At 44.3% G+C, this 25,698-nt stretch carries 26 protein-coding genes; 11 read left to right on the top strand and 15 right to left on the bottom strand.

What is annotated here, in order from left to right:
* Window positions 1–101 precede the first annotated feature (101 nt).
* From BTO09_RS01070 to BTO09_RS01040, 7 genes are all read right to left on the bottom strand, one after another.
* Entirely contained in the window at window positions 102–536 is a 435-nt protein-coding gene (locus tag BTO09_RS01070; protein ID WP_232454979.1) for a DUF2141 domain-containing protein, read from the bottom strand.
* A gap of 97 nt (window positions 537–633) precedes the next feature.
* Window positions 634–1,968 carry a DUF58 domain-containing protein gene (locus tag BTO09_RS01065; RefSeq protein ID WP_087522895.1) on the bottom strand — a complete coding sequence of 445 codons (1,335 nt, stop codon included), beginning with the start codon at window positions 1,966–1,968 and terminating at the stop codon, window positions 634–636.
* Window positions 1,969–3,027 carry a MoxR family ATPase gene (locus tag BTO09_RS01060; RefSeq protein ID WP_087522894.1) on the bottom strand — a complete coding sequence of 353 codons (1,059 nt, stop codon included), beginning with the start codon at window positions 3,025–3,027 and terminating at the stop codon, window positions 1,969–1,971. It abuts the gene before it with no gap.
* A 5-nt stretch (window positions 3,028–3,032) separates the two neighbouring features.
* Window positions 3,033–4,235 carry a DUF4350 domain-containing protein gene (locus BTO09_RS01055; RefSeq protein WP_087522893.1) on the bottom strand — a complete coding sequence of 401 codons (1,203 nt, stop codon included), beginning with the start codon at window positions 4,233–4,235 and terminating at the stop codon, window positions 3,033–3,035.
* Entirely contained in the window at window positions 4,228–4,953 is a 726-nt protein-coding gene (locus BTO09_RS01050) for a DUF4129 domain-containing protein (RefSeq protein WP_087522892.1), read from the bottom strand. Before BTO09_RS01050 ends, BTO09_RS01055 begins: the two co-directional genes overlap by 8 nt.
* Complete coding sequence (locus tag BTO09_RS01045; protein ID WP_087522891.1) at window positions 4,943–5,875, bottom strand: hypothetical protein; 933 nt, start codon at window positions 5,873–5,875, stop codon at window positions 4,943–4,945. Before BTO09_RS01045 ends, BTO09_RS01050 begins: the two co-directional genes overlap by 11 nt.
* Window positions 5,862–6,824, bottom strand: a complete 963-nt coding sequence (locus BTO09_RS01040) for a stage II sporulation protein M (RefSeq protein ID WP_087522890.1) — start codon at window positions 6,822–6,824, stop codon at window positions 5,862–5,864. Before BTO09_RS01040 ends, BTO09_RS01045 begins: the two co-directional genes overlap by 14 nt.
* 39 nt (window positions 6,825–6,863) lie before the next feature.
* Between BTO09_RS01040 and BTO09_RS01035 the strand changes: the two genes are divergently transcribed.
* Together BTO09_RS01035 and BTO09_RS01030 are read left to right on the top strand one after the other, a co-directional pair.
* Window positions 6,864–7,586, top strand: coding sequence for an RDD family protein (locus BTO09_RS01035; RefSeq protein WP_087522889.1), 723 nt, complete (start codon window positions 6,864–6,866; stop codon window positions 7,584–7,586).
* On the top strand, window positions 7,583–8,200 hold the full coding sequence (locus BTO09_RS01030; RefSeq protein WP_087522888.1) for a trimeric intracellular cation channel family protein: 618 nt from the start codon (window positions 7,583–7,585) through the stop codon (window positions 8,198–8,200). The genes BTO09_RS01035 and BTO09_RS01030 overlap by 4 nt, the downstream gene beginning before the upstream one ends.
* On the opposite strand, the gene BTO09_RS01025 is transcribed toward BTO09_RS01030, so the two are convergent.
* Window positions 8,197–8,913, bottom strand: a complete 717-nt coding sequence (locus tag BTO09_RS01025) for a peptidylprolyl isomerase (RefSeq protein ID WP_087522887.1) — start codon at window positions 8,911–8,913, stop codon at window positions 8,197–8,199. The two genes, BTO09_RS01030 and BTO09_RS01025, sit on opposite strands and share 4 nt — an antisense overlap.
* A 48-nt stretch (window positions 8,914–8,961) precedes the next feature.
* Here BTO09_RS01025 and BTO09_RS01020 point away from each other — a divergent pair, with 48 nt between their 5' ends.
* Both BTO09_RS01020 and BTO09_RS01015 read left to right on the top strand, forming a co-directional pair.
* Window positions 8,962–9,555, top strand: coding sequence for a CoA pyrophosphatase (locus tag BTO09_RS01020; RefSeq protein ID WP_369826893.1), 594 nt, complete (start codon window positions 8,962–8,964; stop codon window positions 9,553–9,555).
* Between the two features lie 43 nt (window positions 9,556–9,598).
* Window positions 9,599–10,405, top strand: a complete 807-nt coding sequence (locus BTO09_RS01015) for a 1-acyl-sn-glycerol-3-phosphate acyltransferase (protein WP_087522886.1) — start codon at window positions 9,599–9,601, stop codon at window positions 10,403–10,405.
* A gap of 4 nt (window positions 10,406–10,409) precedes the next feature.
* Here BTO09_RS01015 and BTO09_RS01010 read toward each other — a convergent pair whose 3' ends face one another.
* From BTO09_RS01010 to BTO09_RS00985, 6 genes are all read right to left on the bottom strand, one after another.
* Window positions 10,410–11,060 (bottom strand): hypothetical protein, encoded by a 651-nt coding sequence (locus BTO09_RS01010; RefSeq protein ID WP_087522885.1) that lies wholly within the window; start codon window positions 11,058–11,060, stop codon window positions 10,410–10,412.
* 5 nt (window positions 11,061–11,065) lie between these two features.
* Window positions 11,066–11,560, bottom strand: coding sequence for an RNA polymerase sigma factor (locus tag BTO09_RS01005; RefSeq protein WP_087522884.1), 495 nt, complete (start codon window positions 11,558–11,560; stop codon window positions 11,066–11,068).
* A gap of 140 nt (window positions 11,561–11,700) precedes the next feature.
* Window positions 11,701–12,066 carry a hypothetical protein gene (locus BTO09_RS01000; RefSeq protein WP_087522883.1) on the bottom strand — a complete coding sequence of 122 codons (366 nt, stop codon included), beginning with the start codon at window positions 12,064–12,066 and terminating at the stop codon, window positions 11,701–11,703.
* Between the two features lie 28 nt (window positions 12,067–12,094).
* Window positions 12,095–13,204, bottom strand: coding sequence for an adenylate/guanylate cyclase domain-containing protein (locus BTO09_RS00995; protein WP_087522882.1), 1,110 nt, complete (start codon window positions 13,202–13,204; stop codon window positions 12,095–12,097).
* Between the two features lie 6 nt (window positions 13,205–13,210).
* Entirely contained in the window at window positions 13,211–13,810 is a 600-nt protein-coding gene (locus tag BTO09_RS00990) for a YdeI family protein (protein WP_087522881.1), read from the bottom strand.
* A 23-nt stretch (window positions 13,811–13,833) separates the two neighbouring features.
* On the bottom strand, window positions 13,834–14,856 hold the full coding sequence (locus tag BTO09_RS00985; protein WP_087522880.1) for a DUF1028 domain-containing protein: 1,023 nt from the start codon (window positions 14,854–14,856) through the stop codon (window positions 13,834–13,836).
* A 136-nt stretch (window positions 14,857–14,992) separates the two neighbouring features.
* On the opposite strand from BTO09_RS00985, the gene BTO09_RS00980 reads away from it, so the two are divergent.
* The 7 genes from BTO09_RS00980 to BTO09_RS00950 all read left to right on the top strand — a co-directional run bounded on the left by BTO09_RS00980 (window position 14,993) and on the right by BTO09_RS00950 (window position 24,447).
* Window positions 14,993–17,164, top strand: a complete 2,172-nt coding sequence (locus tag BTO09_RS00980; RefSeq protein ID WP_087522879.1) for a TonB-dependent receptor — start codon at window positions 14,993–14,995, stop codon at window positions 17,162–17,164.
* A 103-nt stretch (window positions 17,165–17,267) separates the two neighbouring features.
* The gene (locus BTO09_RS00975) at window positions 17,268–17,900 is read left to right on the top strand and encodes a hypothetical protein (RefSeq protein ID WP_087522878.1); all 633 of its coding nucleotides are present in this window, start codon (window positions 17,268–17,270) and stop codon (window positions 17,898–17,900) included.
* Between the two features lie 2 nt (window positions 17,901–17,902).
* Window positions 17,903–19,237: a 2TM domain-containing protein gene (locus BTO09_RS00970; RefSeq protein WP_087522877.1), complete on the top strand. Its 1,335-nt coding sequence runs from the start codon at window positions 17,903–17,905 to the stop codon at window positions 19,235–19,237.
* A 91-nt stretch (window positions 19,238–19,328) separates the two neighbouring features.
* Window positions 19,329–19,709, top strand: coding sequence for a 2TM domain-containing protein (locus BTO09_RS00965; protein ID WP_087522876.1), 381 nt, complete (start codon window positions 19,329–19,331; stop codon window positions 19,707–19,709).
* 20 nt (window positions 19,710–19,729) lie between these two features.
* Window positions 19,730–20,065 (top strand): 2TM domain-containing protein, encoded by a 336-nt coding sequence (locus BTO09_RS00960; protein WP_087522875.1) that lies wholly within the window; start codon window positions 19,730–19,732, stop codon window positions 20,063–20,065.
* 18 nt (window positions 20,066–20,083) lie between these two features.
* On the top strand, window positions 20,084–20,839 hold the full coding sequence (locus tag BTO09_RS00955; protein WP_087522874.1) for a LytTR family DNA-binding domain-containing protein: 756 nt from the start codon (window positions 20,084–20,086) through the stop codon (window positions 20,837–20,839).
* A 161-nt stretch (window positions 20,840–21,000) separates the two neighbouring features.
* Entirely contained in the window at window positions 21,001–24,447 is a 3,447-nt protein-coding gene (locus BTO09_RS00950) for a M36 family metallopeptidase (protein ID WP_087522873.1), read from the top strand.
* 48 nt (window positions 24,448–24,495) lie between these two features.
* Here the strand turns inward: BTO09_RS00950 and BTO09_RS00945 are convergent, their stop codons facing one another.
* Window positions 24,496–25,683 carry an LETM1-related biofilm-associated protein gene (locus BTO09_RS00945; RefSeq protein WP_087522872.1) on the bottom strand — a complete coding sequence of 396 codons (1,188 nt, stop codon included), beginning with the start codon at window positions 25,681–25,683 and terminating at the stop codon, window positions 24,496–24,498.
* Window positions 25,684–25,698 lie beyond the last annotated feature (15 nt).

Here is a 25,698-nt window from a genome sequence, read left to right as displayed (position 1 = left end):
TAGTTAAAATTTATTGCAAGCTACCATCTGTTAGAGATTGCTTATAAAAAAAAGATTCCCATTTTCAAGGAATCTCTTTTTTACAAACTAAGAGAAGTTGTTTACATGCGGATCTCTAATTCCAGGTCTTGAGTGCCTACTTCGAATTTAGCGTCGCTCCAGCTAGGAGGCCCCATAGCCATATTGTTGTTAGATACTCCGTAGTCTTCTAGCGGCATGCCGTTGGCCTGAAAGTTCATCTGATCGTCGTTGTTACGGTCGTGAAAGCACATTACGGCATAAGTTCCTGGAGCAACTCCACTAAAGGTCACGGTAGCTTTTCCGTCTACAATTTGACTGATCTGTCCTTGTAGTGGCGCTTTCATAAAGGTAGCTTCGTTGTGAAGCCCAAAGATCACTTTGCCTTCTGTACTTTGCATGGGTACGGTTACGGTGATGCTTATTCCGGTTGCTGCGGATTCTTGTTGGGCAAAGGCGGATTGGATCGCTCCTAAGAGCATTAGGGTAAGTGTAAAGATGATGTTTCTGACTGACATGGTGTGTGTTTTTATTGTTGTACAGCACAAAGATGCAGCAGGACTATCGGCCTACATAAAACAAAAGACCGAACTGTAAAAAAAGCAGGGTGAACTGTTAGAGCAGTCCTCTAGCCTTGATTTCTAGATACTTGTTAATGGTATTTATGGTGAGATTCTCCGGCGCGGTAAGTATGGCTTGAATCCCGTATTTCTTGAGCTCGTTGGCAATGAGCTTCTTCTCATAGATGAATTTTTCCGCTATGGTCTTTTGAAAGATCGCCCGAGTGGTTTCTGCTGGCTCTTTGGCCATGGCAGCCAGCTCTGTATTCTCAAAGAAGATCACCACCAAGAGATGCGTTTTAGCAATGGCCTGCAAATAGGGCAGCTGTCTGTGCAAGGCATCTAAGGTCTCAAAATTGGTGTAGAGTAGCAGCAGACTTCTCGATTTTATCCGGCGTTTGATATCCACATACAAACGTGAAAAATCACTTTCTGCAAAGTCTGTGTTAATGTTGTAAAGCGTTTCTAAGATCAAATTCATCTGTGAACGCCTTTGTTTGGCCACGATCTGATTTTCCACCTTACGCGAAAAGGTGAACATGCCGGCTTTGTCTTGTTTCTTTAAAACTATATTGGAGATCACCAGGGTGGCATTAATGGCATAATCCAATAGGCTAAGCTGGTTAAAAGGCATCTTCATTACGCGTCCGGTATCGATCACCGAGTAAACAGGCTGTGATTTTTCGTCCTGATACTGGTTCACCATCAGGTCGTTCTTCTTGGCAGTGGCCTTCCAATTTATATTGCGCACATCGTCTCCGCTTACGTAATCTTTGATCTGTTCGAATTCTAGGGTGTGCCCAATTCTGCGGATCTTCTTGAGACCAAACATTTTCAACTTATTGGTAAATGCCACGAACTCGTACTTTTTGAGTTGTAAGAAAGACGGGTAATTGGGCACCATGGCATTGTGGTCGTATTGTTGCCTGCGCCAAACCAAACCTAAAATGGTAGCACTAAATACATTCAAATTGCCAAAATGATATTCTCCACGCTCGGTAGGGCGTACTTGATAAGTAGTGGCCTTTGTTGCTGCGGATGCGATCTGAGTGTGGATCTCAAAATCGCGAATTTGCCATTGCTTAGGCAGTTCGTCAATAATTCTAACCCCCACCGGGAATCGATAACTGTTGCGCAATTGCAGCTTTACATCGTTCTCATCGCCATTGGAGAGTTTCTCTGGTAAAGACCTAGAGGCTTCTATTCCTGTTTTGTTCCGATACAATAAAAGCATATCCAGTAGTGTCAAAACCACAAGTACGGTGAGCAGCAGTCGGGCAACTCCAAAGAGATCTTCATAAAAATACGAGATCACAAAGAGCAACACTATGCCGATCAGCGCCGCAAAGAAGCGGTTTCTCAGATATAGACTTTTAAAGAAGCTGCGCACTTATCGAGGAATTTCTTGGGATTCTATGATCTGTGCAATTACGCGGTCTGCGGTGAAGCCTTCCATTTCGCGCTCCGGAGTTACTATTACTCTATGGCGCAGTACTGGTACGGTAACCGTTTTAATATCGTCTGGGGTTACAAAGTCGCGTCCTTCTATAGCGGCTTTGGCCTTGGCGCTATTCATTATCGCTATGGAGGCTCGTGGAGAGGCTCCCAAATACAAATTCGCATTGGTACGCGTTTGATTCACCAAACCAGCGATATATTTGATCAGGTTATCCTCTATTAAGATCTTTTTTACCGTTTGCTGATATCCGATGATCTTTTCGGCCGTCAGTACGGGTTTGATATCCTCAAAGGGGTCGTGATCTTCTCGCTTATGTTCGTTTTGTAGAATCAGTATTTCTTCTTCTAGCTGCGGATAATCGACATTGATCTTAAAGAGAAAACGGTCTAGCTGTGCTTCAGGTAAGGCATAGGTACCTTCTTGTTCAATCGGATTCTGGGTGGCGAAGACCAAGAAAGGACGGTTCATATTGTTCTGTACCCCATCTATGGTGATCTGTCTTTCTGCCATCACTTCAAAGAGTGCAGCCTGTGTTTTGGCAGGAGCTCGGTTTATCTCATCGATCAAAACTATATTGGAGAAGATCGGTCCGGCTTTGAATTCGAATTCTTGATCCTTAACATTGAAAATTGAGGTTCCCAGTATATCACTTGGCATGAGGTCTGGTGTGAACTGTATGCGGTTAAAATCCACATTCAACGATTTGGCCAGTAGCTTTGCTGTCACTGTTTTGGCCACTCCTGGTACGCCTTCAATAAGTGAGTGTCCGTTGGCCAGTAAAGAGATTACCAGCAGTTCTACCATTTGCTCTTGCCCAACAATGATCTTCCCGATCTCTGCTTTTATCTGTGTTACGGCCTCACTTAAGGCGCTTAGGTCTATACGTGCGTTAAAGCCCATATCGTTAGTGGGTTCGCTTGCCGCTTCTGCTTGCTGCGGGATTTGCTGCTCTTGTGACTGCTCGTCTTGCGGCTTGTTCTGCTCTTCCATAATGCTTATTTAAAAAAATTCTCTAATGCTTTATTGAGTCGAATAAGATCGGACTCAGTATGTAAACTTTTTCCTTTCAGGCTATTGATCAGCCCAACTAGTTTTTGGGTGTCTTCTTTGCTATTTCCGCTTTTACTGGCCAGTCGCTCTGTAAAGGCCTGGTCTAGCTCCGCAGTATTTAAAAAGTAATCCGAACGCACTCTTTCTAAAAAGTAAGTGATGCGCTTGGCTATGATATTGCTGTAATTCTTGTATTGAAAATGCAGATTGCCTATGGTAGCGGTAAAATCCTTGCTGTCGTTGCGCAGGGGCTCCACCAAAGGGATCATCCGCTGTTCTCGTTTGGCTCTTACCAATACAAACAACAGCAAGCCGAGCAAGGCCAAATAATAAGCCCATTTTAGTCCTGGCTGGTTCAACACATAACGCAGCGGACTACCAATAAATACGCGTCCGGCCTTGAGGTGTTCGTCCCAATAGACCTTTTCCGGATCCAGATAGGAGAGCACCGCTTCCGCATAGGCCTGGTGCTCATCTAACATATAATAGTTGCTAAAGGCTTGCGGTAGGGTATGTAAATAGAAAGCGCCTTTGCCCACAGGAACCCGTATAAAATTCAGTAGGCCTTCTTCGCGTTCTTCGGTGACCAAATTCTTGTTCACTACATCCATATAGCCCAGAGCTGTGGTGTTGAGCGTGTCTATCTCGGTGAATTGAACCGGGATCACTGTCTTTTGGAAAACCGGTCGCTGCTTGAGTTTTAGATTGTCGTTGTATAACTGCGGACGGATCTCGGCTTCTCTGAAGGTATACTCCCTTGAAAGAGCAATTTTAAAGGTATCTCTGAGCGTCTCGCCAAAATAGTTGGCAGACAAAAAGACCGTATTTCCTTTTTCTGCGAATTGCAACAAGCGTTCCACTTGGTTACCATCTAGATTCAAACGCGAGTTGACAAAGAAATAGAGTTCCCCGGAGCCGTATTCTGTGCGTTGCAAGAATTCAAACGGATCTTCTGTAATCCGTTTAAGGTCGGTATTAAAAAAACCAGGCAGTTCTTCGAAAGTGACATGAGCCCCAAGCGGGGACTTGGCTGTTGTTGTATAATTGGGTGACCAGTCCAGCGGTTTTGGCCGTATGATCTCTACCACCATTAAAACAACCAAGGCAATACCAAAGGCCACCAGTATGCGTTTAGAGCGTTTATCCATGGCGTGCAATGGTTTTTTGGAGTTGCTCAAAACGCTGCTGCGCCTGATGAAAACGCTGTTGATCTATTGGAAATTCACCATACCAGACATAGTCGTAAAGGCGGCTTACTGCTCGAAATTCCGTTTTTATTTCTGCGGATTCTAATTCGTTGAGGTAGTCGGTATTGGTCTTTTCAAAATGCCAGTCTATGAGCCTTTTGCCAGAAAGGTCCTTGAGGCTCTTTAAAAATAGGTAGCGCACCGCCAAACGATAGTCTCCTTGTTGTAAGGCCTCGTTTATCAGTGCCTGTAGATCTATCTGAGTCAAGTCTTCTTCTTGGGTACGCATGGGTGCTAAGGCGGTGTTATTGCCTCCAAAGAAAGCTGTGGCCTGTTGCCCTAAAAGCAAGCGCACCATCAAATAAAGGCCTATCGCAATAAGCAATACGTAAAGTATGGTTTCTACTACCTTGTAGGTCTCTGGACTCAACTCCACCCCAAATAGCTCTGCCAACCATTGCAAGAAACCACCAATGACCCGACCGATGAGATTCTCGCCAGTCCCGCCACCTTCTTCATAATTAAAACTGCTACCGCTGTATTTATCTTGCAGCTCGCCGTCAAAGCTGCGGGCTTCCATTTGCTCGTTATCATAAGTAATGGGCGTAGCTTGCTGTTGCCCAAAAGAAAGCAAAGGCAAAACGAGTAAGAGTAAGAATATGAGCTGTTTATTCCCCAACGCCTATCTGTTCTATTTTAGTGCGTAAAAATGTATTGGTCTTGGTTTCTTGTAGGGAGAGGTACAGGCCGGCGTTCATGAACTGACTTATGGCCTGCGCATAGATAGAAACCAAGGTTGCGATAGATAAGAACAAGGTCCAAATAATGGTCACTATACTGTCTGTCATTTGTGCGCTTTGTTCGTTCACGGCGTGATAGAATACCACTCCGGCTATGATCATGGGAATGCTCAAGATAGCTATCCGCAGAAAACCAATGATAAGCCCCATTACAAAGTTTATCCCTACACATTTCCAAAAACTGGACATGACCAAGTTCCAGCCAACGCCCAAAGCGTCTGCAGGGCCTAGATCCTTGTGAATCATTGCCATACAAGACACCCCCGCCCAAGCCACGAGCATGAACAAGATCGCATATCCAACAAAAAAACCGAGTACAGGAATAAAATTCACAATGACAAAAAGGATAAACCATCCAATAAACAGCAACACCAATAAGATCATAAAAACGGCCAGGCTACCGGAGCGTTTTTTAAGTAATCGCCACACTTCTTTGCCGTCTATGGGTATCTCGGTATTATCGCGGTTAAAGTACACAGACATATAGGCCGAACTCAGGCCGTAGTTCACGGCTCCGACCAATAAAAGCATCAGTAGATATAGAATAACCCCAAAACCGGCCATGGCGGCGTAGCTGTCGGTATTGTTGTTTTCTGTATAGATTCCTATTCCGCTAATGATCCCAAAGTAACCAGAGACCATTAAATAACTCAGACCGATAAAGATTAGCATGAACCAGCCGTTATAACGCAAGAATATATTGCTAAAATCTTTCCAGTTGACTTTTACGAAATCAAAAAAATATGAAATGAGCTGACCAAAATCCAGCTTCTGTCTAAACTCTACTTTATCGTGCTGCATGGGCTCTGTGGAGTTGGATCGGGTAAATGATATAATAAAAGATGATCAAGGCAAATGAACCGCCAATGATCAGCGAAGCCAGCCAGACCGGCATAGTGTTGTATCGTGTAATAAAGCCTTCTATAAATCCCGCTATAATAAAGAACGGAAAGGTGCTGACCACTATTTTGAGTCCGTCCTTGGCGGCTCGGGTAAATGACAGTCTTCTGGAAAAGGTCTTGGGGAATAAGATCCCGTTACCCATTACCATTCCGGCGCAGCCTGCTACCACAATTACTGAAAGCTCAATTGCCCCGTGTAACATGATGTTCTTAGAGGCTTGCCAAAAAACCTCATTATTGGCAAACATGGTAAAGAAGGCGCCTACCATGACTCCGTTGGAGAATAAGATATAGGCGCTGCCCACAGAAGTAATGACCCCAAAGGCAAATGCCAAGATAGATACCCGAATATTATTGACGGTTATCGCTAAAAAAGTTCCCCAATTACTCCCGCTGCCGTAAATGGCCGTTGGGTTGCCGCTCTCAATGTTGTTTAAGGTCTCGTTCACATAACGATCGCCCAGAATAAGACGTACAAAAGTGTCGTCGTATAAACTGCTTATCGCTCCAATAAATATGGCAATTGCAAAGACTAGAAAGGCATAGAGCAGCGTGCGTTGGTGCTGATAGAAAAAGAGCGGAAACTCCTCTTTCCAAAAACTGATGATTCTATTCTTGTCTTCTTTTTTGTTCTTGTATATCTGCTGATGCGCCTGTGCAGTTAATGAATTGAGGTACAGCAGGGTTTTTGACTCCGGATAGTAGGTCTGGGCGTAGGCCAGATCGTTGGTCAAATGAATGTAATGATCTGCCAGCGTATCTGGATTGATCTGCGACTTAAGTGCGATTGCCTTTTCAAAAGCGATCCATTTTTCTTTATTTTGCTTAACAAAAGCCGCCTCGCGCATTCAGTAATTTTTTTCTTAAAGATAAGCACTTGCAAGCAAATGGCAAACTTACAAATTAGCACTACCCAGAACGTAAATTTAGGCTATACAGTGGCCAGCGCAGGCGAACGTATTCTGGCCGTGCTTATCGATTTTGTGATCTTTTTCCTGTATTTCTACATCTTGAGCCAAGTGAGTCAACTCTTTGACCGTATGTTCGCAGATGACTGGTCTATTTTTGGCTTGCAGTCCTTATTGCTCTTGCCGGTAATGTTCTATTCGCTCTATATGCACATTCTCTTTGATGGGCGTACAGTGGGGAAGATGTGTTTGCAGATCCGCGTAGTGAAAATAGACGGATCTCCAGTGCATTGGTCTAATTATATGGTTCGCTGGATGATGCGTTTAGTTGATCTTTGGGTCTTTCCAGCTATCGGGATCTTGACCATGATCTTTAGCGATAGACATCAACGTATTGGCGATTCGGCCGCCGGTACAGTAGTTATAAGTACTAAAAAACGATACAATATTAACAGCACAATTTTAGAGGAGATTCAGCAAGAATACACCCCGCAATTCACTACGGTAACCCAGCTTACCGATAAAGACGCTCGTCTTATCAAAGAGACCTTTCGCATTGCGGTGCGCTCTAACGACTACAAGACCCTGAATTTGTTGCGCGTAAAAGTGGAAACTATAATTGGTAGTAATTCGGACCTCTACGACCGCCAGTATATAGATACGGTTCTTAAGGATTACAACTACTATACCCAGCGTTTATGAGTTTGCTCTTGTGGGTGGATCTGTTAGGGACCATTGCCTTTGCCATTTCCGGAGTCTTGACAGCCATGAAAAAAGGCTTGGATCCTTTTGGCATTTTTATCATTGCCTTTGTGACCTCTGTAGGTGGTGGCACAGTGCGAGATCTGCTTATGGACGCCCCAGTGTTCTGGATGTACGATCTGATGTATATCTACACCATAGCCGGAGCTGCGGTTTTTGCAATTATTTTTCGATCGCGTTTGAGCTATTTACGCCGTTCCTTATTTTTATTCGATACCATTGGAATTGCCTTGTACACCTTGGTTGGTATTCAAAAGGGTATCGCTGCGGATTTTCACCCGATCATTTGTATCATACTGGGTACCTTAAGCGCGAGCTTTGGTGGTGTGATCCGGGATATTTTGTGCAACGAGATCCCAATAATCTTTAGAAAAGAGATCTACGCAACCGCTTGTATTGCTGGAGGTGTGGTGTTCTTTGCTTCAGAATACGGCAACTTCCCGGCCTGGTTGCAATTTAGCCTAGCGGCCGGTGTGATAATTTCCGTAAGATTAATTGCCGTGGTCTTTAAGTTGACCCTGCCCAGTTTCTATCCGCAGGGAAAACAACCCTAATCCAGAAGTTCAATACTGATATACACGTTGTTGAGGGGCCATTCGCCTTCGTCTGCAGGGAGGTTGGCAATAGTGTCTACCACGTCCATTCCCTTGGTGACCTGCCCAAATATGGTGTATTTATTGTTCAAATGTCCGGTACTTTTTTCCGGTCCTAAAAAGATAAAGAATTCATAGGCTGCCGATTTATTATCCGGATTCTCTCTATACCATTTGGCCCCAGAAATGGTGCCGCGTTTGTGTCTTCGTCCGTTCTCCAGCTCGGCAGAAAGTCTGTATTTGCCAATTTTAGCCCGTTTGCGATTGGTGTCAGCATTATCACTGTTACCGGCTTGAATGATAAAATTGGGCACCACTCTGTGAAAGTAAGTGTTGTCAAAATATCCTTCTTTAACTAGGTAAACAAAGTTTGCACGGTGCACCGGTGTGTCTTTAAAGAGTTCGATCTCTATTTCACCGTATTTGGTGGTGATCTTTGCTCGAGTCTCCGGGTTATCTTTCCCATAGGCTCTTAAGATACTGTCTGCCGTTGCTTCGGTTAGCAGGGGTAGTGCCTGAGTACGCAGGTCTTTTGTTTGGGTTTTCTCAGGCTTTTTCGCTGTGGTGTCTACCTTTTTACTTACTGCGGATGGGGTACTAGCCTCGGATTGTTTTTTAGTATCTTCACAAGCCGTAAGGGTCAAAAGCGCAAAAAAGAGCAACAGGAATCGCATGCTATGGATTTTTCTCAATTCGCCTCAAAAATATCAAAAGTTCAGCAGATGCCACTCCCCGGAGAGGCGGCGCAATTAAAAATGGCGCCATTAGAGCGGCTGCAAGAATTAAAACGCAAGGCTATAGAGGCCCAATCTGCACGTAGGGCAGGAGTAATGGTGCTTTTTTACCCAGACGCCCAGGTGCAGACCCGCTTTGCGCTCATCCTCAGAAAAACATATAAAGGCGTGCATTCCGCCCAGATCGGCTTCCCCGGAGGTAGCTACGAAAAGCAAGACGAGAATCTCATGCAAACGGCTTTGCGCGAGACCGAAGAGGAGATCGGCGTGCCTACGCACCAGATCAAGGTGCTCAAAGAGCTAACCCATGTTTATATTCCACCGAGTAATTTTTATGTGCATCCGTATATGGGACTGGCTGAATCAACACCAGATTTTAGTTTACAAGAATCCGAGGTCGATGCCTTGGTTGAGGTGGACTTGCCGCAGTTCCTTTCGGACGACAGATTGACAACACGCATATTATCAACTTCTTATGCGCATAAAATCAAAGTTCCGGCCTTTGAGCTTAACGGACATATTGTCTGGGGAGCCACAGCCATGATGCTCAATGAGGTGCGAGAGCTGTTAAAGCAGCTGTAGTTAGGAGCGCATTTTTGTATCTTTGCCGGGCAAATAACAGTACATGGGGCTTTTTAAGCGAAATCCATTCGGACATATTCTCTTTATCAAACGTTGGTTGATCCGTATACTCGGAGCTATGACGCACCGCCGTTTTAAAGGCTTTAACGAGTTACAGATAGAAGGCTCAGAGATCATCAAAGAGCTACCCGATACTAACGTGCTCTTTGTATCGAATCACCAGACCTATTTTGCAGACGTAGTAGCCATGTTCCATGTTTTCAATGCGAGCCTTAGTGGTCGTGTAGACAGTATCAAGAACATCGGTTATTTATGGCAGCCCAAATTGAATCTGTATTTTGTTGCAGCAAAAGAGACCATGAGTGCCGGCCTTTTACCTAAGATCTTGGCTTATACCGGTTCGGTGAGTATTGAGCGGACCTGGCGTGAAAAGGGGAAAGAGATCAACAGGCAGGTAAAGTTGAGCGATGTTAACAATATCTCCATTGCCCTTCAAGACGGCTGGGTGATCACCTTTCCGCAGGGAACCACCAAGCCTTGGAAGCCTATTCGCCGCGGAACAGCCCATATCATTAAGCAGAATAAACCTTTGGTTGTACCTATTGTTATAGATGGTTTTAGACGTTCTTTTGACCGCAAGGGTTTGCGTATCAAAAAGCGCAATATCCTGCAATCTATGGTGATCAAAGAGCCTTTAGAGATCGATTACGAAAACGAAACTGTAGATGAGATCGTGGAGAAGTTGCAATACGCAATTGAGCAACATCCGTCTTTCTTAAAGGTGATTCCTCAAGAAGAACTCGCGCAGGCAGAAGAGTTGAACAAGAAGCGTCGCTACCGTCAGGATTAATCTTCTAGACTTCCATTTTCTTTAATTCCACATAATTGCGCTTGAGTCGGCGCAGCATCAGGCCGTATACCAGATAATAGATTAAGGCAATAAAGCCTATAAATAGAATACCTACCACAATCTGGGAAACAAAGAACACACTGGTAAAGGTTGCCATATCTAACTCGGCGAAACCATCGGTAAAGGTAGATTTCATGAGTTCGTAAAGCAGTTCTTTGTTAAAATAGTAGTAGATGTTTACGGCAATTAGGATCAGTATAGAAGTACCGATATTGTAGTAGACAAAATAGCGAACCGTGCGGCGGGTCTTCAGTATCTTCCGCATGAGTTCTTTAATGGTGTCTGTGCTGTTTATCGCTTGGTAGTTGCGATAGAACAAATAAATAAAGCCGGCAAAAATGGTGTAATGTATAACGTTGACCAAGGTAAAAACTCGGCTTAGGCCCATCCCTTGATTTATTGTTTTACTCGATTCGGGCATTATAAAATTAAGACCGATCCAAATGGCGATCTCTATCACACTGGCGATCAAGATCCATTTCACTACAGAAGACGACTTCTTTAAGATCATCGGATAGATCTCATCAAAACTAAGCTTAGGAAGCTCTTGCTCCCGGGCTTGCCACTGCTGTTTTAAAAGTTCGAGTTGATCCATAATTTCTACGGATTTAAGATTTTACGCAACTTTTCCTTTATTCTGTTCATTTTTACTCTTGCATTAACTTCTGAAATACCCATGGTCTCAGAGATTTCACGATACGACTTGTCTTCCAGATACAAGAACACCAAGGCCTTGTCAATATCGTTCAAGTCTTTTACGGCGGTATACATCAGCTTTAACTGTTGTTCAACAGTGTCATCATACTTCTCCGACGCGATCTTAAAACTAACCCCTTCGAACTCCTGAGTCGCTACGCCCTTCTTGCTCTTACGGTATAAGGTAATTGCCGTATTCAGGGCTACACGATACATCCAAGTACTGAATTTTGCATCGCCGCGAAACTTAGGATAAGCCTTCCACAATTGTATAGTGATCTCCTGAAATAGGTCGTTATGCGCATCCTGATTGCGGGTGTACAGACGACATATTTTATGAACCACGTTTTGATGCTCCTCGAGCTGTTTTACAAAACTATGTTCCAGGCTTTGATCCAAAGGTTGATTGTTAGTGTTAGAAGTTTGTTATTTCCTTAAATCTCTTAAGAAATCAAAAGTAAAACAACTTCATAAGTTTGTTAGCATTGGCTGTAGTTTGTTACAGCATTCAACAAGAAAATAGCGTTATTAATTTATAACTAGTTCTGAATCTGAACTTTAAGAGGGCCTCCTGGGTTGAGCCAACTCCCGCCCAGTTCGTCAATATTTACATCTAACTCATCCGAAGTATCAATACTCTTAATATTGATATTCACCTCTTCTGAGGTATCAACACCGCGCAGATTCACATAGAGTTCGTCATAGGTGTTTACATCTTTTATGCTCACTTCTACCAGCCCGTCTTCATTGAGCGGTACCAAACCGAATTGGTTGTGTGGTTTGAGTTCGTTGAGATCGTTATTGGCGTAGGCGGAGGGGACTAGCTCCAGTTTCATGGCGGTATTCACGGTGAGACAAACGGCAATGACCGTCAGAATTACTTTGGTGTATGTATCTGATTTCATAATAAATGGTTTTGCTGATTTTAATCAATTACTGTTCCGTAAAAGTGACAAGCTCCAGATCTTCTGATTTTCCCTTTAACGGATGAGCGCCGAGCGGTTTACTGTGGATGCCATCTGGTAGCTGCACCAAGAGTTGTGCAAAATCCTTACTGGCAAGTATGTCAACCCCAAAGGCGTTGCACTGACTTTGTATTCGGGCGGCGGTGTTGAGCACGTCGCCGGAAAAGGCGATCTCGCGCTTGATCTGTCCTAATTCGCCACTGACCACATTGCCGCAATGATAACCCACTTTAAATTCTGGGACCAAGCCGAAGCGCTCTTGGTAGCGACTTGCCTTGTTGTTTATGAGTTCTTGCATCAAGTAAAAGCAGCGCAAGGCATTTGCGTTCTTAAGCCCGCGTTTCATCTTCCAACTCAACACCACTTCGTCTCCCACATACTGATACACTTCTCCGTAGGTGTGCATTACCGCAGGAGCAATGTCTCTAAAAAAATCTTTGAGTAGGTTGAAATATTGGCGCTCGCCCAATTGTTCTGCTATTCCAGTAGCATTGCGGATGTCTGCGAACATAAAGATCCGGCGTTCTTGCTTGGGCCTAAAGTACTTGCCCAAAAGGTAATCTTTAAAGACCCCCGGCCCGAATCTGTCGTTGACCATTAAAACCACAAGGGTAGTTAAAACAATAAAGAGCCAGATGAGATAATTCTTAATGAACATCCAACTGGAGAAGAAGAAAAAGGTCTCTTCCATGACATCTTCGTCAAAATAGGGCAGATCCATATTTTGACCCTGTAAGTAAATTGTGCCTGCTGCACTGACCAAAAATGCAGTTATGGTGTAGATCACTAAAATGATCAGAAAGGCCTGCAAGAAAGAGAACTTGCGCAAGGCCCTTTCCATTAAATGTATGGTAAGTAAGCCACCAATGATCCCGGCAGAGCAAGAAATGATCAAAACCGCAATAAAATTGGAAAGAAAGTCGTATTCAGAAGTGAGTACTCTGTTGCTAGCCAGTATGCTGTATTCGTAAAAGAACATCACGATACTGATAAGAACCCAAGCCACAAGCACCCAAAAGGCACGCTTTAGGTAGGCGAAAAGTTGCCTTCTGGAGGATCTAAAGGTTTTACCGCCCATAGCAGTCTAGCAGTTCTTGTACTTATCGTGCAGTCCTTTGCCGCTCATGATCATAGGGCGGCATTTCTCCAAGCGGCTCAAACGGGTCTTTTCTTGTTTGGCACTCCCAATATGGTCTGCGTATTCTCGTTGTCTGCCTGGGGTGAGTTTGTCAAAAGCGGCTTTTAAATGTTTGTCCTCCTCAAAGCCTGCTTTTAATTCTTTCGGGACAACTAATTTTTTGGTTGTTCGCTGCGGATTTATCTCTTTGCCTTGCTTCTGATTCTCTATAGCTTCTAAGGCGTAAGTGCGAACCATATCAAGATCAACTTCGTCCAGAGAATTCCAATTGAGTTGCCGCATCCCGCGGGTTTTGCCTTCTTGTGCATTGCGAAGCACGCCCTTGGGGTCGCTCAAGAAAGAGCCGTTAAAGAACCAAAGCCCAAAGTGATTCTTAAAGGCGCCAATTCCCATCACATTCTTGCCGTTTACCGTGTAGGTAGGGATTCCCCATTTGACAGTTTCTACAGCTTCGGTCTGTTTAAGCACAGCTCTTAGTTCGCTCAAGGCCTCTTTCCAGTTGCTGTGTTTTTCTATATAGGCATCGATCTTAGCAGCATCACTCATATTCTAATTGTTTAGTTAGTCGCTTAGGAGCGGATAAAGCTGATGGTCTGTCTGTAACCATCGGCCATGAGCTGCACAAAATAGACACCTTTAGGCAGATCTGCAACGGAGAAATTCACTTTTCCTTGACCTAATTCTTGTGGTGTGATATTCAAGCGCTTTCCACTAATATCAAATACGGTATAAGTATCGATCTGCACGTTCGGATTGTGCGCAATGGTCACGAATTCAGAGGCCGGATTCGGATAGGCGCGCAATTGCATGTCTAAACTATTGTCTTGCACAGCAAGGAATTCGTCATAAAGGGTTTGCAAGGAGTCAATAGGCTCTTCTCCGAATGGCATTTCTTCTATGTTGAGACGCAAATAAGGGTTTCCAGGAGTATCATCCGGACGGTAAACCTGCAGGAAAGCGGAAGTTGAGGAGGTCCCGCGGTCTAAACATCGCGCATCTGCGCCGGCAAAATTCGCGCCTTGCATAGCCGCCATAAGCTTGTCTGCCAAAGTACCTGTAGTGCTTACAAAGTTGGCTTCCATGTTTTCCAATACAGTAGCGTTGAGTAAGATGTTTCCTTGAACGCTGTAGGTAGCTCCCTGAATGTCGTCTTTATAGTCGTCTGCACTGGCTCCTGTATAACCGGCAGTACGAGGAACACCAGTATCTGGATTAAAATCGGCAATGCCGTATTGGCGGTAGGCCGGATCGTCAAAAGGGCCGCCACTTCCGCAAGGAAAGCTGTCGTTGGCAAACAACCAAGAGATGATCTCTGCCGGAGAAGCCCCAGCTTCCATCTGAGCAATTCCGTTTTGCAGATTCACGTTGGGAATACAAACATAGGCCTGAGAATTTATGCCACCACGCCCTGGAATGATCGCACTGATAATGTCAATAAGTCCACCCAGATCGCCCACGCCATCTACACAAGAGGCACCTGCAGCACCTACTTCTCCTGTGGCCGGGTCTACCGCGACTATGGAGAATGTGTCTTGCGCTTTGACTCCTGAGAAGGCAAAGCACAGCAGTAAAACAAGAGTAATTTTTCGCATTTCTTTTTTGAATTGGTTACCCTTAAAGATACCACTTTTTCAGTTGAGGGTCTGTTTTTTACAGTTCGGTAGGAATTATTAGAAACCCCCAACAGTTGCGCCCACCTTTGTGTCATCAATCAGAAAAAACAAGCAGATGCAAAAAGTCGTAACCACACTTGTACTTACACTTAGTCTAATATTATTTGGCTTTATAGCCAACAGTTTTGCACAACAACAGATAAGCGGAGTGGTCAAAGATCCATCCGGGAACCCAGTGGCGGGAGCCAATGTTTATTTAGTAGGCACTTATGATGGCGCCTCTACAGCCGATGACGGCAGTTTTAGCTTTGAATCCGAAGAGACCGGACAGCAAACACTTTCGGTGTCATATATTGGTTTTGAGACCTTGGAATTGACAGCAGAGGTAAAGTCCATGCAAAAGCTGGAACTCAAACTTCGCGAAGATCTCAATGCTTTAGAAACCGTGGTACTCTCTGCTGGAACTTTTGAGGCAGGCGATAATTCTAAGGTCTCTGTTTTAAAACCGCTAGATGTGGTTACCACGGCGAGTGCCTTAGGAGATTTTGTGGGGGCGCTTCAAACCTTACCCGGAACCACAACGGTATCAGAAGACGGGAGACTCTTTGTACGTGGAGGCGATGCCGGAGAGACGCAGATATTTATCGATGGGATCCGCGTTTTTACACCCTATACTCCCACAACCAACAATATACCAACACGCGGGCGCTATTCGCCCTTTCTCTTTGACGGGATCACCTTTTCTACCGGAGGGTATTCTGCGGAGTTTGGCCAGGGTCTTTCCAGTGTGCTCTTGCTCAATACCATAGACGAGCCGTTGCAGAACAAGACCGACATTGCCCTTATGACCGTTGGAGGCTCTTTGGGACATACCAAACTCTGGGAAAAGAGTTCTGTGAGTGTAAATGCCTCTTACATTAATTTGGCGCCTTATTTAGTGCTCTACCCAGACAGAAATGATTGGGAAAAGCCCTTCGAGACCTTTGCAGGTGAAGCGGTTTACAGACACAAGATAGGAGAGGGACTATTAAAGGTCTATACTGCATTTGACAACTCCAATTTTAGCCTGACCCAAGAAGACATCAATTTAGAAGAAGGACTCTTCTTTAGTTTAAAGAACCGCAATTGGTATACCAACAGTTCCTATTACCAACGCTTAGAGAACGGCTGGAAGCTCGATCTTGGAGCTAGTTTAACTTTGGCCGGAACCGATCTTACAATTATAGACAACGACATTGACAACACAGAGTACTCGGTGCATACCAAGCTTAAATTAAGGAAGCGATTCAACAGCAGGTTTAAATTGGCCTTTGGAGCAGAACAATTCTGGACCGATTTTGATGAGACCTTTACCAACCAAGATTTCTCTGCCGCCTATGGGTTTAACAACAACATCAGTGCTGCTTTTGCAGAGAGCGATATTATCTTTTCTAAAAAGTTTGCCGTTAAACTGGGTTTGCGCGGCGAATACACCCAAGCAAATGACAGATTCAGTCTGGCGCCGCGTATCTCCTCGGCCTATAAAACGGGAGACCACAGCCAACTTTCTGTAGCCTACGGAAATTTCTATCAGCAGGTAGGGAGCGACTTTTTAAAGTTTGCGCCCGGCTTGGATCCGCAGATGACCCAGCACTATATCTTGAACTATCAGTTCAGCCACGAAGGTAAGATATTCCGAGCTGAATTGTACCGCAAAGATTACAAAGACCTAGTCACTTTTGATACTCAAATGGCGGGCTTTGAGAGTCAGTTTGCAAACGCTGGAAATGGTTATGCCCAAGGCTTCGACCTGTTTTGGCGCGACAATACTTCGGTGAAGAATTTGGATTATTGGGTGAGTTACTCCTATTTGGATACCGAGCGACAGTATCAGAATTTTCCAACAGCAGCGACCCCGAACTTTGCCAATACCCACAACCTTTCTGTGGTGGCTAAACTCTGGGTAGATGGACTCAAGAGTCAACTGGGATGGAGTTATCAATACGGCAGCGGCAGGCCGTATACCGATCTGAATAGACCTGGGTTTTTACAGGAGCAGACCAAGGATTTTCACAGCCTGAGCTTTAATTGGGCCTATTTGATAGATCAGCAGAAGATCTTGTATTTCTCTGTCAACAACCTACTTGGCTTTCGCAATGTAAATGGTTATCAGTACGCCAATACCGCCAATGCAAACGGACAGTTCGATCGCAGGGCCTTGCGTCCGGCAGCCGATCAGTTCTTCTTTGTGGGCTTCTTTTGGACCATTTCTGACAACGGTACCGACAATCAATTAGACAACCTTTAGTGCGGCCATAACACTTCAGCAGTAAAAAATGACAATTGGGTCATTCAAAATGTGAAATCCTATAACATCAAAAGATATTTACGACAAATAAATCAGAACAGTCATGCAAACAATCGTATTTACACTTGCCTTAATGATCTCAGTAGTCTTTACTGGCATCGGGCAAACACAGTACCAAAAAGGAATGGAAAAAGCCCTGACTACTTGGCAAAGTGGCAAAGCTTTAGAGGCCTCAAACATTTTTGAGCGCATTTCCACTGCGGAGGCCGACCAATGGCTGCCAGCTTATTATGTGGCGCTCATAAACACCATAGAGAGCTTTCAGCAGCCGGAATTGGAAAAACGCAAAGCTATGCTCAATAAGGCTCAAGAGTATTTGAATCTGGCCAAAGGAATTAGCCCTAACAATCCGGAGCTCTTAGTGGTGGAAGCGCAGTGGTATACCTCTTGGGTTGCCTTTGACGGTGAAAAGTACGGCATGCAATACGCTCCCAAAGTGGCAGCGATCTATCAGCAAGCGGGACAATTGGCTCCAGAAAACCCCAGAGTGGCCTTTGGGAAGCTCGAGTGGGATATGGGGACAGCGCGCTTTTTTGGGCAAGATCCAACGGAATTCTGTGAAGCTTTGCAAAAAGCCATACTTTTATATGACGACTTTGAGGCTACAGAAGAGTTCTATCCGCAGCACGGAAAGGACTACGGCCTAGAGGTAATAGAAAGAACTTGTAAACAATAATTATGAACCGATTCTTTAAAGAAGCCGCACGCGGTTTTGGTTTTGGGATTGTCATCTTCATCGTGTTGATGATCATTAGCTATCTCTTAGGATGGCGGATGGAATCCTTCGGCGAATTGCTCACAGAGTTTACGATCAATCAGATCTACTCCGTCACGCTCTTCGTACTCAATGGCTATATCATTAGCTATTACCTACAAAAACACCGCAAGAACTTCTTTAAAGCCAAGAACCTGACCCAGTCGATCTTATCGAGCTTGGGAGCCACCATCGGAGCTATCGTTATTATTCGTCTTTTTATTCACAGCATCTTAGAAGGCAAGCCGATTAGAGAATTCTTGGCCTCCGAGAAACCGGAGTACTATATGGTAGCCCTTTTGATCACCGTAGTGATGCTGACCATTTATTACACCTTTTATTATTACAAGTCGACACGTGATAGTCAGGTCAAAGAACAAAAGAAGATTGCCGGTTCTGCAGCAGCCAGTTTCGATGCGCTTAAAAACCAGTTAGACCCGCATTTTCTGTTCAACAGTTTGAATGTGTTGACCAGTCTTATCGAAGAGAACCCTAAGGCGGCGACCAAGTTCACCACTTCGCTCTCTAAGGTATATCGCTACGTTTTGGAGCAGAAGAACAAAGATCTGGTAACCTTGCAGGAAGAGCTCGAATTTGCACAGTTGTATATGTCGCTACTTAAGATGCGCTTTGAGGATAGTATAGAATACAACACTCCGCAGCAATTAGAGAACCCAGAGGCCAAGGTAGTGCCGCTGAGTTTGCAACTGCTCCTTGAGAATGCAGTAAAACACAATATGGTAACCCCTAGCAAGCGACTTATCATTACAATATATGAGCAAGACGGCGCCTTAGTTGTGAAGAACAACATCCAACCCAAACAAGTGGTCAAAAAGAGCAGTGGTGTAGGCTTACAGAATATTAGACAACGCTATCAATTGCTCACCGACAGGCCGGTTTTGATCTCTGAATTGAACAATGAATTTGTAGTGGCCTTGCCGCTACTCACCAAACAAAAAGCTACTACGATGAACGTACAAGAAGAATTTATAAATGAAAAGCGCTATCTGCGGGCGCAAGAACGCGTAGAAAAGATCAAAGGATTCTATGTGCACTTTTCGATCTATCTGATCTTTGTGCCCATCTTTATATACTTGAATTTAAAATCTACGGACTTTCCTTGGGCTTTATTTCCTATCGGCGGATGGGGACTGGGAGTTATAGGTCATGCGATGGAGGTTTTTAATTACAACCCGCTCTTAGGCAAGAACTGGGAGGAACGCAAGATCCGTGAGTTTATGGATAAAGACGATTTCTAATACAATTCATCCTTAAAATTCGACCGTTGGGTCCTAAGGAATTGTAAAGGCCTTATCCCTTAAATATCTTTGAGTATCAATATTAGAAAACATGAGTAATAGTCCTAAAAACCCGAACAAATACATCCGTGCGAAGGAGCGTGTGGAAGAACTCAAAAAGTTCTACACCAGTTTGATGTGGTATATCATTATGATCCCCTTTTTGGCTTGGATCAATTATGCGACCAACGGTTGGAGCTACGCCTGGTTTTTGTGGGCTGCCTTCGGATGGGGGATCGGCTTGGCCTTTCAGGCAGTGAAGGCATTTAGACTGAGCCCAATGTTCAACAAGGATTGGGAAGAGCGCAAGATCAGAGAATTCATGCGCGAAGAAGAATTCCACGAAAATGGCGGCGCTCAAGACGAATCTTGGGACGACAAGATCAAATGGGATACCGATAACAATTACAGTTCCAACCAGCGTTGGGAGTAAACAGCAACAACCAGACAATTATGGCAAATAAAAAATCATACGAGAATTCAAAATACGGCAGAGCCAAGAAAAAGGTAGACGATATTAAAGGCTTCTACAATCACCTTATTGTGTATTTGATCATAAATACGGCGATCATTCTTCTACGTGTAGTTGTTTTTAGCGAAGGTCGTATTGGCGTTGAAATTCCGCATTGGACCATATTTACCACACCTTTGTTCTGGGGAATAGGTCTATTCTTCCACGGTGTTTGGGTCTTTAGCGATAAGTTGGGCTTTATCCGCAATTGGGAAGAGCGCAAGATCCGCGAATTCATGCAAGAAGAGGAAGAGGAAGAAAAGAATCTCAGATACTAATCCAGCCAAAAAATTGCTATGCAAGTAATCATCATTGAAGACGAAAAACCATCTGCCCGCAGATTGATGCGGATGTTAGAATCGCATCAGGTAGAAGTACTCACCATGCTGCATTCTGTTGAAGAATCTATTGCCTGGTTCGAGACCAATAAACATCCAGATATTATATTTCTAGATATCCAACTCAGTGACGGTCTTTCCTTTGAGATCTTCGATAAGATCGAGATAAACAGTGCGATCATCTTCACCACAGCTTATGACGAATACGCCTTACAGGCCTTTAAGCTGAACAGCATAGATTATTTGCTCAAACCCATAGACGAAGACGAGCTTAAGGCTGCTATAGCGCAATACAAGAGTCAGCAGAAGCAGAGTAGCAATGTGCAGCTCAATTTTGAGGACATCAAAAAGCTATTGACCAATCCTGTGGAACGCGAGTACAAGAAGCGCTTTACGGTTAAAATTGGACAACACTTGAGAATGATCCCTGTAGATGAGATCGAGTGTTTCTACAGCGAGAATAAGGGTACCTATGCCCACACTTTCGAAGGTCGAAATTACTTACTAGATACCACTTTGGAACAATTGGAATCAGAATTAGAGCCGGCCGTGTTCTTTCGGATCAACAGGAAGTTCTACATCAATATAAACGCTATTAAGGACATCATTTCTTATACGAATTCCAGGCTGCAGATCAAGCTTAACAGTTATAAAGAGCAAGAGGTAATCGTAGCACGAGAGCGGGTCAAGGACTTTAAACTTTGGTTGGAATAAACCGCTAATTCCCTGATAGCGAAACTTTAAACAAAATTATTCCCAAATGTTAAAAAAACTAACATTTGATAGTTTTTGTTAAATTTCTGTTATCAAATTCATCGAATTTTTAATACTTTAGGGCACGTTTAGAAAAACAAATACGCTAAATCAAAAATTCTATGAAAAAATGTACCCTGGTTGTACTCCTGGGGATTATTGGGATTTTTACCTCCCAATCATTCGCTCAGGATGCGACAACAACCATCACCAACTACTTAACCCAACAAAGAGAAAATCACGGACTGACCCCCCAAGACGTTCAGTTCGAAATCACCAGCCAAAGTACCAGTAAGGTAAGTGGTCTAACCCACGTATATTACCGTCAATTGGTCAATGGCATTCCTGTTTATGGTTCTGAATCATCTGCACACATCAAGGCAGATGGAACGCTTATCAAGATGAACAACGGTTTTGTTGCTCAGTCCATAGAGAAATCTAGTGGAATGACCAGCCCTGGACTTACAGCTGCTGCTGCTATTACCGCTGCTGCCAATGAGCTTGGTTATACGCCATCTAAAGCCATTACTGTGATCGAAGATCTTTCAGAAGGATCTCCTAAAATGATCATGAGCGATGGTGGTATTTCTAAATTGGACATTCCAGTGGCCTTGACCTATCAGAAAACCGAAGCCGGCGATATCGTTTTGGCTTGGGATCTTTCTATTTTAGAGTTGACCCAAGAGAATTGGTGGTCTGTTCGCGTAGATGCTTCTACCGGACGCATCATTGACCGTGTGAACTGGATGGTTACCTGTGAGTTCGATCACGATCACGGAGACCACGAGAACGCGATGAACTTCAACTTGAACTTACAACCTGCCGTAGATAAATCAGCGGCTGCTGGTTGTATTGAGTGTTATGAAGTTTTCGCCTTGCCTTTGGAAAGCCCGTTCTTTGGAGCGCGTACTTTCGAGGTGAATCCTGCAGACCCGACTGCTTCTCCTTTTGGATGGCACGATACTAACGGAGCTCCAGGAGCGGAATTCACCACTACTCGTGGTAATAATGCAAACGCTTATGAAGATGGCGATAACCCAGGATTCCAACCAGATGGAGGAGCTAACTTGTTCTTCGGAGGAGTTGGTTACGAATGGGACATCAACTATTCGCCTTCTACACAATACGAAGCTGCGGCTGTAACTAACTTATTCTACTGGACCAACATTATCCACGATGTACTTTATCAGTACGGATTTGATGAGGCCGCAGGAAACTTTCAAGAAAACAATTACGGTGGCGGCGGTGCTGGTTCTGACTCTGTAGATTCAGAGGCTCAAGACGGTTCAGGTACTTGTAATGCAAACTTTGGTACTCCGCCAGATGGTGGAAACCCACGTATGCAAATGTATACTTGTGGTTCCCGTGACGGAGACTACGACAACCTTGTAATTATTCACGAATACGGACACGGAATCTCTAACCGTTTGACTGGAGGACCTGGCGCTGCTGGCTGTTTGGGCAACTCTGAGCAAATGGGAGAAGGATGGTCTGACTGGTACGGTCTTGTAATGACCATGGAGCCAGGAGATGCTGGTGTTGACCCTCGTGGAGTAGGAACGTATCTTTTCAACGAAGGTCCTGACGGAGGTGGAATTCGTCCGTTCCCGTACAGTACCGATATGAATATCAATCCACAGACCTATGACTTTATAGGGTCTTCTGCTATTCCTCACGGAGTAGGATCTGTTTGGGCAATGATGCTTTGGGAAATGACCTGGGGTCTTATCGATGCTAGCGGATGGGATGCTGATATTTACAACTTTACCGGAGACAGCTCTTTGGATGCCGGTAACGTTAAAGCATTGGCCTTGGTAACTGAGGCTATGAAATTACAGCCTTGTAGCCCTGGATTCGTAGACGGACGTGACGCGATCATCGCGGCAGACAACGCTATCTACGGAGGAGCTAACGTATGTATCATTTGGGATGCTTTTGCCAAGCGTGGTCTTGGTGTGAACGCTGTTCAAGGTTCTTCTTTCAGTACTACAGATGGTTCTGAGAATTTCGATACTCCAACAGGTGAGGCAACTTTCACTGCTCCAGAAGATGTATGTGACTCAGAGACTGCCTTTACTGTGGTAGGAGCTGGTACTCCACTAGGAGGAATTTACAGCGGACCTGGAGTTACCGATAACGGTGACGGAAGCAGCTATACTTTTGACCCTGCAGTGGCTGGGGTTGGTATCCATACTATCAGCTATGAGATCGCAGATTCTGAATGTGCTACGGCTTCTATAGCTTCAGACGATATCGAGGTATTAGAAACTCCAGATTCTCCGTTAACAACAGGAGTTACAGACGTTTGTATCGGAGACGAGGTAACTGTAACAGCTACACCAGTAAACCCTGCAAACAACATTCGTTGGTTTGATGCTGAGGTGGGTGGAGCTTTCCTTTTCCAAGGAACAGATTACACCTTTACACCAACAGGTTCTATAGACCTTTGGGCAGAAGAGACTCCAGATGACTTCTTGTCTAAACTGGTTATTTCTGAAGTTACTATGCAAACGCCAGACCGTTTGGAGATCCAAAACGTTGGGGTACAAACGGATTATACCGGATACCGCGTAGTTCTTAGTGAAGAACCATTCTCTAACATCAACACGGTAAATCCAATTGTAAAGACTCTTGGCGTAATGGAAGAGAACGAAGCTATCGCTTGGAGCGATCAAGCAGGTTCTTCAGATTACTGGGGTAACAATATCTGGTGGGGTAACGACAGCGGGGACGCTGGTTGGATCCTTATCTTAGACCCAGACGGAAACGTAGTAGACTCTGCATTTTGGAATGTATCAGCTTCTATTTTATCGACCTTCGATATCACCGTAGCTGGTTTCAATATTACTGCTGCGGACCTTGACTGGACAGGAGCAGGAGCGGATCTTACTACTTTATGTTCAGATTCCTTCCAGAGAAATGGAGATACTGATAGCGCTGCCGATTGGCCAAATGCATGTTTAGAGGCTTCTTTTGGAGTTGCTAACGACAATATTGGAATCGGATTTGCAGGATGTCTTGCAGCTCGTACCTTGACACAAGTTGTGGCAGAGGACGTTGCTCCGGAGATCACTTGTCCAGATGACGAATTGTACATCATAGATGACGGACTTCCATATGTAGTTCCAGATTACTCGCTAACTGCGACCTTCTCTGATAACTGTCCAGAAGATCCTACTATCACTCAAGATCCTGCTGTAGGAGCTGAATTAGGCCCTGGTGTTTATACGGTAACGCTTACGGCTACAGATGCTGCCGGAAACTTCAGCGACTGTACCTTTACCTTAACTGTAGAGGGTGTATTGAGCGTAGACGAATTTGGAATCGACAATGTAATAACACTATATCCTAACCCGAGTCAAGGAGAGCTTACCCTGCGCAACCGCAGCACAGCTATCTTAGAAGACGTGAACCTATACGACGTAAATGGTCGTTTGATCAAGCGTTTCAATGTACAGGGTGCGGGAGCTGAGATCCAGTTTAATCTAAACGATGTGGCCTCAGGAATGTATTTTGTTCAGATCGTAACAGATCAAGGACAAACCGTTAAACGTGTCGTTAAACAATAATGACAAACCTTTAGCAATAAAAAACCCTCGCTTTCGGCGAGGGTTTTTTTATTTATTGTCGTCTATGCGATTTTCATTAAAAGCGGAGGGCAGTAGCTTTGGAATGAATTTAATGAACAAAGGCAGCAGTAAACTCCCGCCAGGCAATAGGAAAATGGTTAGCGACGGTATGCTTTTGAACATATCTAGCAATTGTTCTTTAACCTTGTCCTTTTCTTTCGCATCTAGCTCGCGCAGCGTAGATTGCCCTAACAATACCAATAATTCTCCACTTTCGCTCAATTCTTTAAGCAAGCGTTTTTTATTTCTCAAGATCAAGCGCTCTACCGTGCTGCTGGTCTGTTTGTAAAAATGCTGTACTGGGTGCGTATGGTTAAAGAAGTGAATGGCATTCTCGTGCTCATCCATGAATTCTTCCAGCTCGTCTAAAGCTAACTCGGCCTCGCTCTGATCTAATCCGAGTTGTATTGCCAAATGCATAATATAGGCGCGTTCCGAGGGCTCAACCTTGAGATCGTCCTTTATGGCCATACAGCATAGATCTAGCAGATATGGAGCGGTTAACGACATTTGGGTATCGCTAAAGAACATCTCTAACGGAGCTGCCGTTGTACTCAAGCCTGCCATTTCAAAGAGTTCTAAAAGTAGCAGGTCGTATTTATCTTGCTTAGTTTTAGATTGTAAGGCTCCGAAGCAATACGTAGCAATAGCTTTTTCTAAGGATGTAGCATAGTTCTTAGCCAGCATAGGAGATTCGCAATAGATCTGATAAGTGAGTAGGTCTGTTGCCAATAACACATTAGAAAAGGCATAAGTCTGCTCTTTTTTTAGCGTTGCATCGCTTTCTAATATTCGGGCCGAGAGAATCTTCTCCAGGTTCTTGCTCAATGATTTTCCCAGTGATAATTTAGACAACAAGCTCATACGGCCTCTGTCAATCTCGCGGTAAAAACTAATGGCGTGTTCTAAGAATTTTTTAACCCCTACAATTCCTGTCTGTTTGTAATAGATCACATACAAACTGTGGAGTAGGTTGGCTTTGTTGTATTCTGCGGATGTTAGTTTGAGTTCACTGATCGGTCTATCGACCAAGGCACAGACCGAGTTCCCGTAGACAAACCCCGTTTTGCGTAAACGCGCGTAAAAACGGCCCTTAGATTCAAATGGGGTAAGCAGGTCTTCTTGAGAAAACTCGTGGAAAAATTTATCTATCCAACCGGCTGCAGAGGGATTCATTGACTCAAAAGTATA

This window comes from Gilvibacter sp. SZ-19, assembly GCF_002163875.1.
GTDB lineage: Bacteria > Bacteroidota > Bacteroidia > Flavobacteriales > Flavobacteriaceae > Gilvibacter.
The sequence above is the reverse complement of the archived record's forward strand: the minus strand, read 5'-3'. Positions and strand labels throughout refer to the sequence as shown.

Coding starts and splice junctions, on each gene's coding strand:
- BTO09_RS00945 (WP_087522872.1), bottom strand. CDS start 25,683: ATGAATCCCTCTGCAGCCGGTTGGATAGATAAATTTTTCCACGAGTTT.
- BTO09_RS00985 (WP_087522880.1), bottom strand. CDS start 14,856: ATGCGAAAAATTACTCTTGTTTTACTGCTGTGCTTTGCCTTCTCAGGA.
- BTO09_RS01020 (WP_369826893.1), top strand. CDS start 8,962: ATGCCACTCCCCGGAGAGGCGGCGCAATTAAAAATGGCGCCATTAGAG.
- BTO09_RS00980 (WP_087522879.1), top strand. CDS start 14,993: ATGCAAAAAGTCGTAACCACACTTGTACTTACACTTAGTCTAATATTA.
- BTO09_RS01045 (WP_087522891.1), bottom strand. CDS start 5,875: ATGCAGCACGATAAAGTAGAGTTTAGACAGAAGCTGGATTTTGGTCAG.
- BTO09_RS01055 (WP_087522893.1), bottom strand. CDS start 4,235: ATGGATAAACGCTCTAAACGCATACTGGTGGCCTTTGGTATTGCCTTG.
- BTO09_RS01015 (WP_087522886.1), top strand. CDS start 9,599: ATGGGGCTTTTTAAGCGAAATCCATTCGGACATATTCTCTTTATCAAA.
- BTO09_RS00960 (WP_087522875.1), top strand. CDS start 19,730: ATGGCAAATAAAAAATCATACGAGAATTCAAAATACGGCAGAGCCAAG.
- BTO09_RS00965 (WP_087522876.1), top strand. CDS start 19,329: ATGAGTAATAGTCCTAAAAACCCGAACAAATACATCCGTGCGAAGGAG.
- BTO09_RS00975 (WP_087522878.1), top strand. CDS start 17,268: ATGCAAACAATCGTATTTACACTTGCCTTAATGATCTCAGTAGTCTTT.
- BTO09_RS01025 (WP_087522887.1), bottom strand. CDS start 8,913: ATGCGATTCCTGTTGCTCTTTTTTGCGCTTTTGACCCTTACGGCTTGT.
- BTO09_RS00950 (WP_087522873.1), top strand. CDS start 21,001: ATGAAAAAATGTACCCTGGTTGTACTCCTGGGGATTATTGGGATTTTT.
- BTO09_RS01070 (WP_232454979.1), bottom strand. CDS start 536: ATGTCAGTCAGAAACATCATCTTTACACTTACCCTAATGCTCTTAGGA.
- BTO09_RS01010 (WP_087522885.1), bottom strand. CDS start 11,060: ATGGATCAACTCGAACTTTTAAAACAGCAGTGGCAAGCCCGGGAGCAA.
- BTO09_RS00955 (WP_087522874.1), top strand. CDS start 20,084: ATGCAAGTAATCATCATTGAAGACGAAAAACCATCTGCCCGCAGATTG.
- BTO09_RS01040 (WP_087522890.1), bottom strand. CDS start 6,824: ATGCGCGAGGCGGCTTTTGTTAAGCAAAATAAAGAAAAATGGATCGCT.
- BTO09_RS01035 (WP_087522889.1), top strand. CDS start 6,864: ATGGCAAACTTACAAATTAGCACTACCCAGAACGTAAATTTAGGCTAT.
- BTO09_RS01060 (WP_087522894.1), bottom strand. CDS start 3,027: ATGGAAGAGCAGAACAAGCCGCAAGACGAGCAGTCACAAGAGCAGCAA.
- BTO09_RS00990 (WP_087522881.1), bottom strand. CDS start 13,810: ATGAGTGATGCTGCTAAGATCGATGCCTATATAGAAAAACACAGCAAC.
- BTO09_RS01000 (WP_087522883.1), bottom strand. CDS start 12,066: ATGAAATCAGATACATACACCAAAGTAATTCTGACGGTCATTGCCGTT.
- BTO09_RS00970 (WP_087522877.1), top strand. CDS start 17,903: ATGAACCGATTCTTTAAAGAAGCCGCACGCGGTTTTGGTTTTGGGATT.
- BTO09_RS01030 (WP_087522888.1), top strand. CDS start 7,583: ATGAGTTTGCTCTTGTGGGTGGATCTGTTAGGGACCATTGCCTTTGCC.
- BTO09_RS00995 (WP_087522882.1), bottom strand. CDS start 13,204: ATGGGCGGTAAAACCTTTAGATCCTCCAGAAGGCAACTTTTCGCCTAC.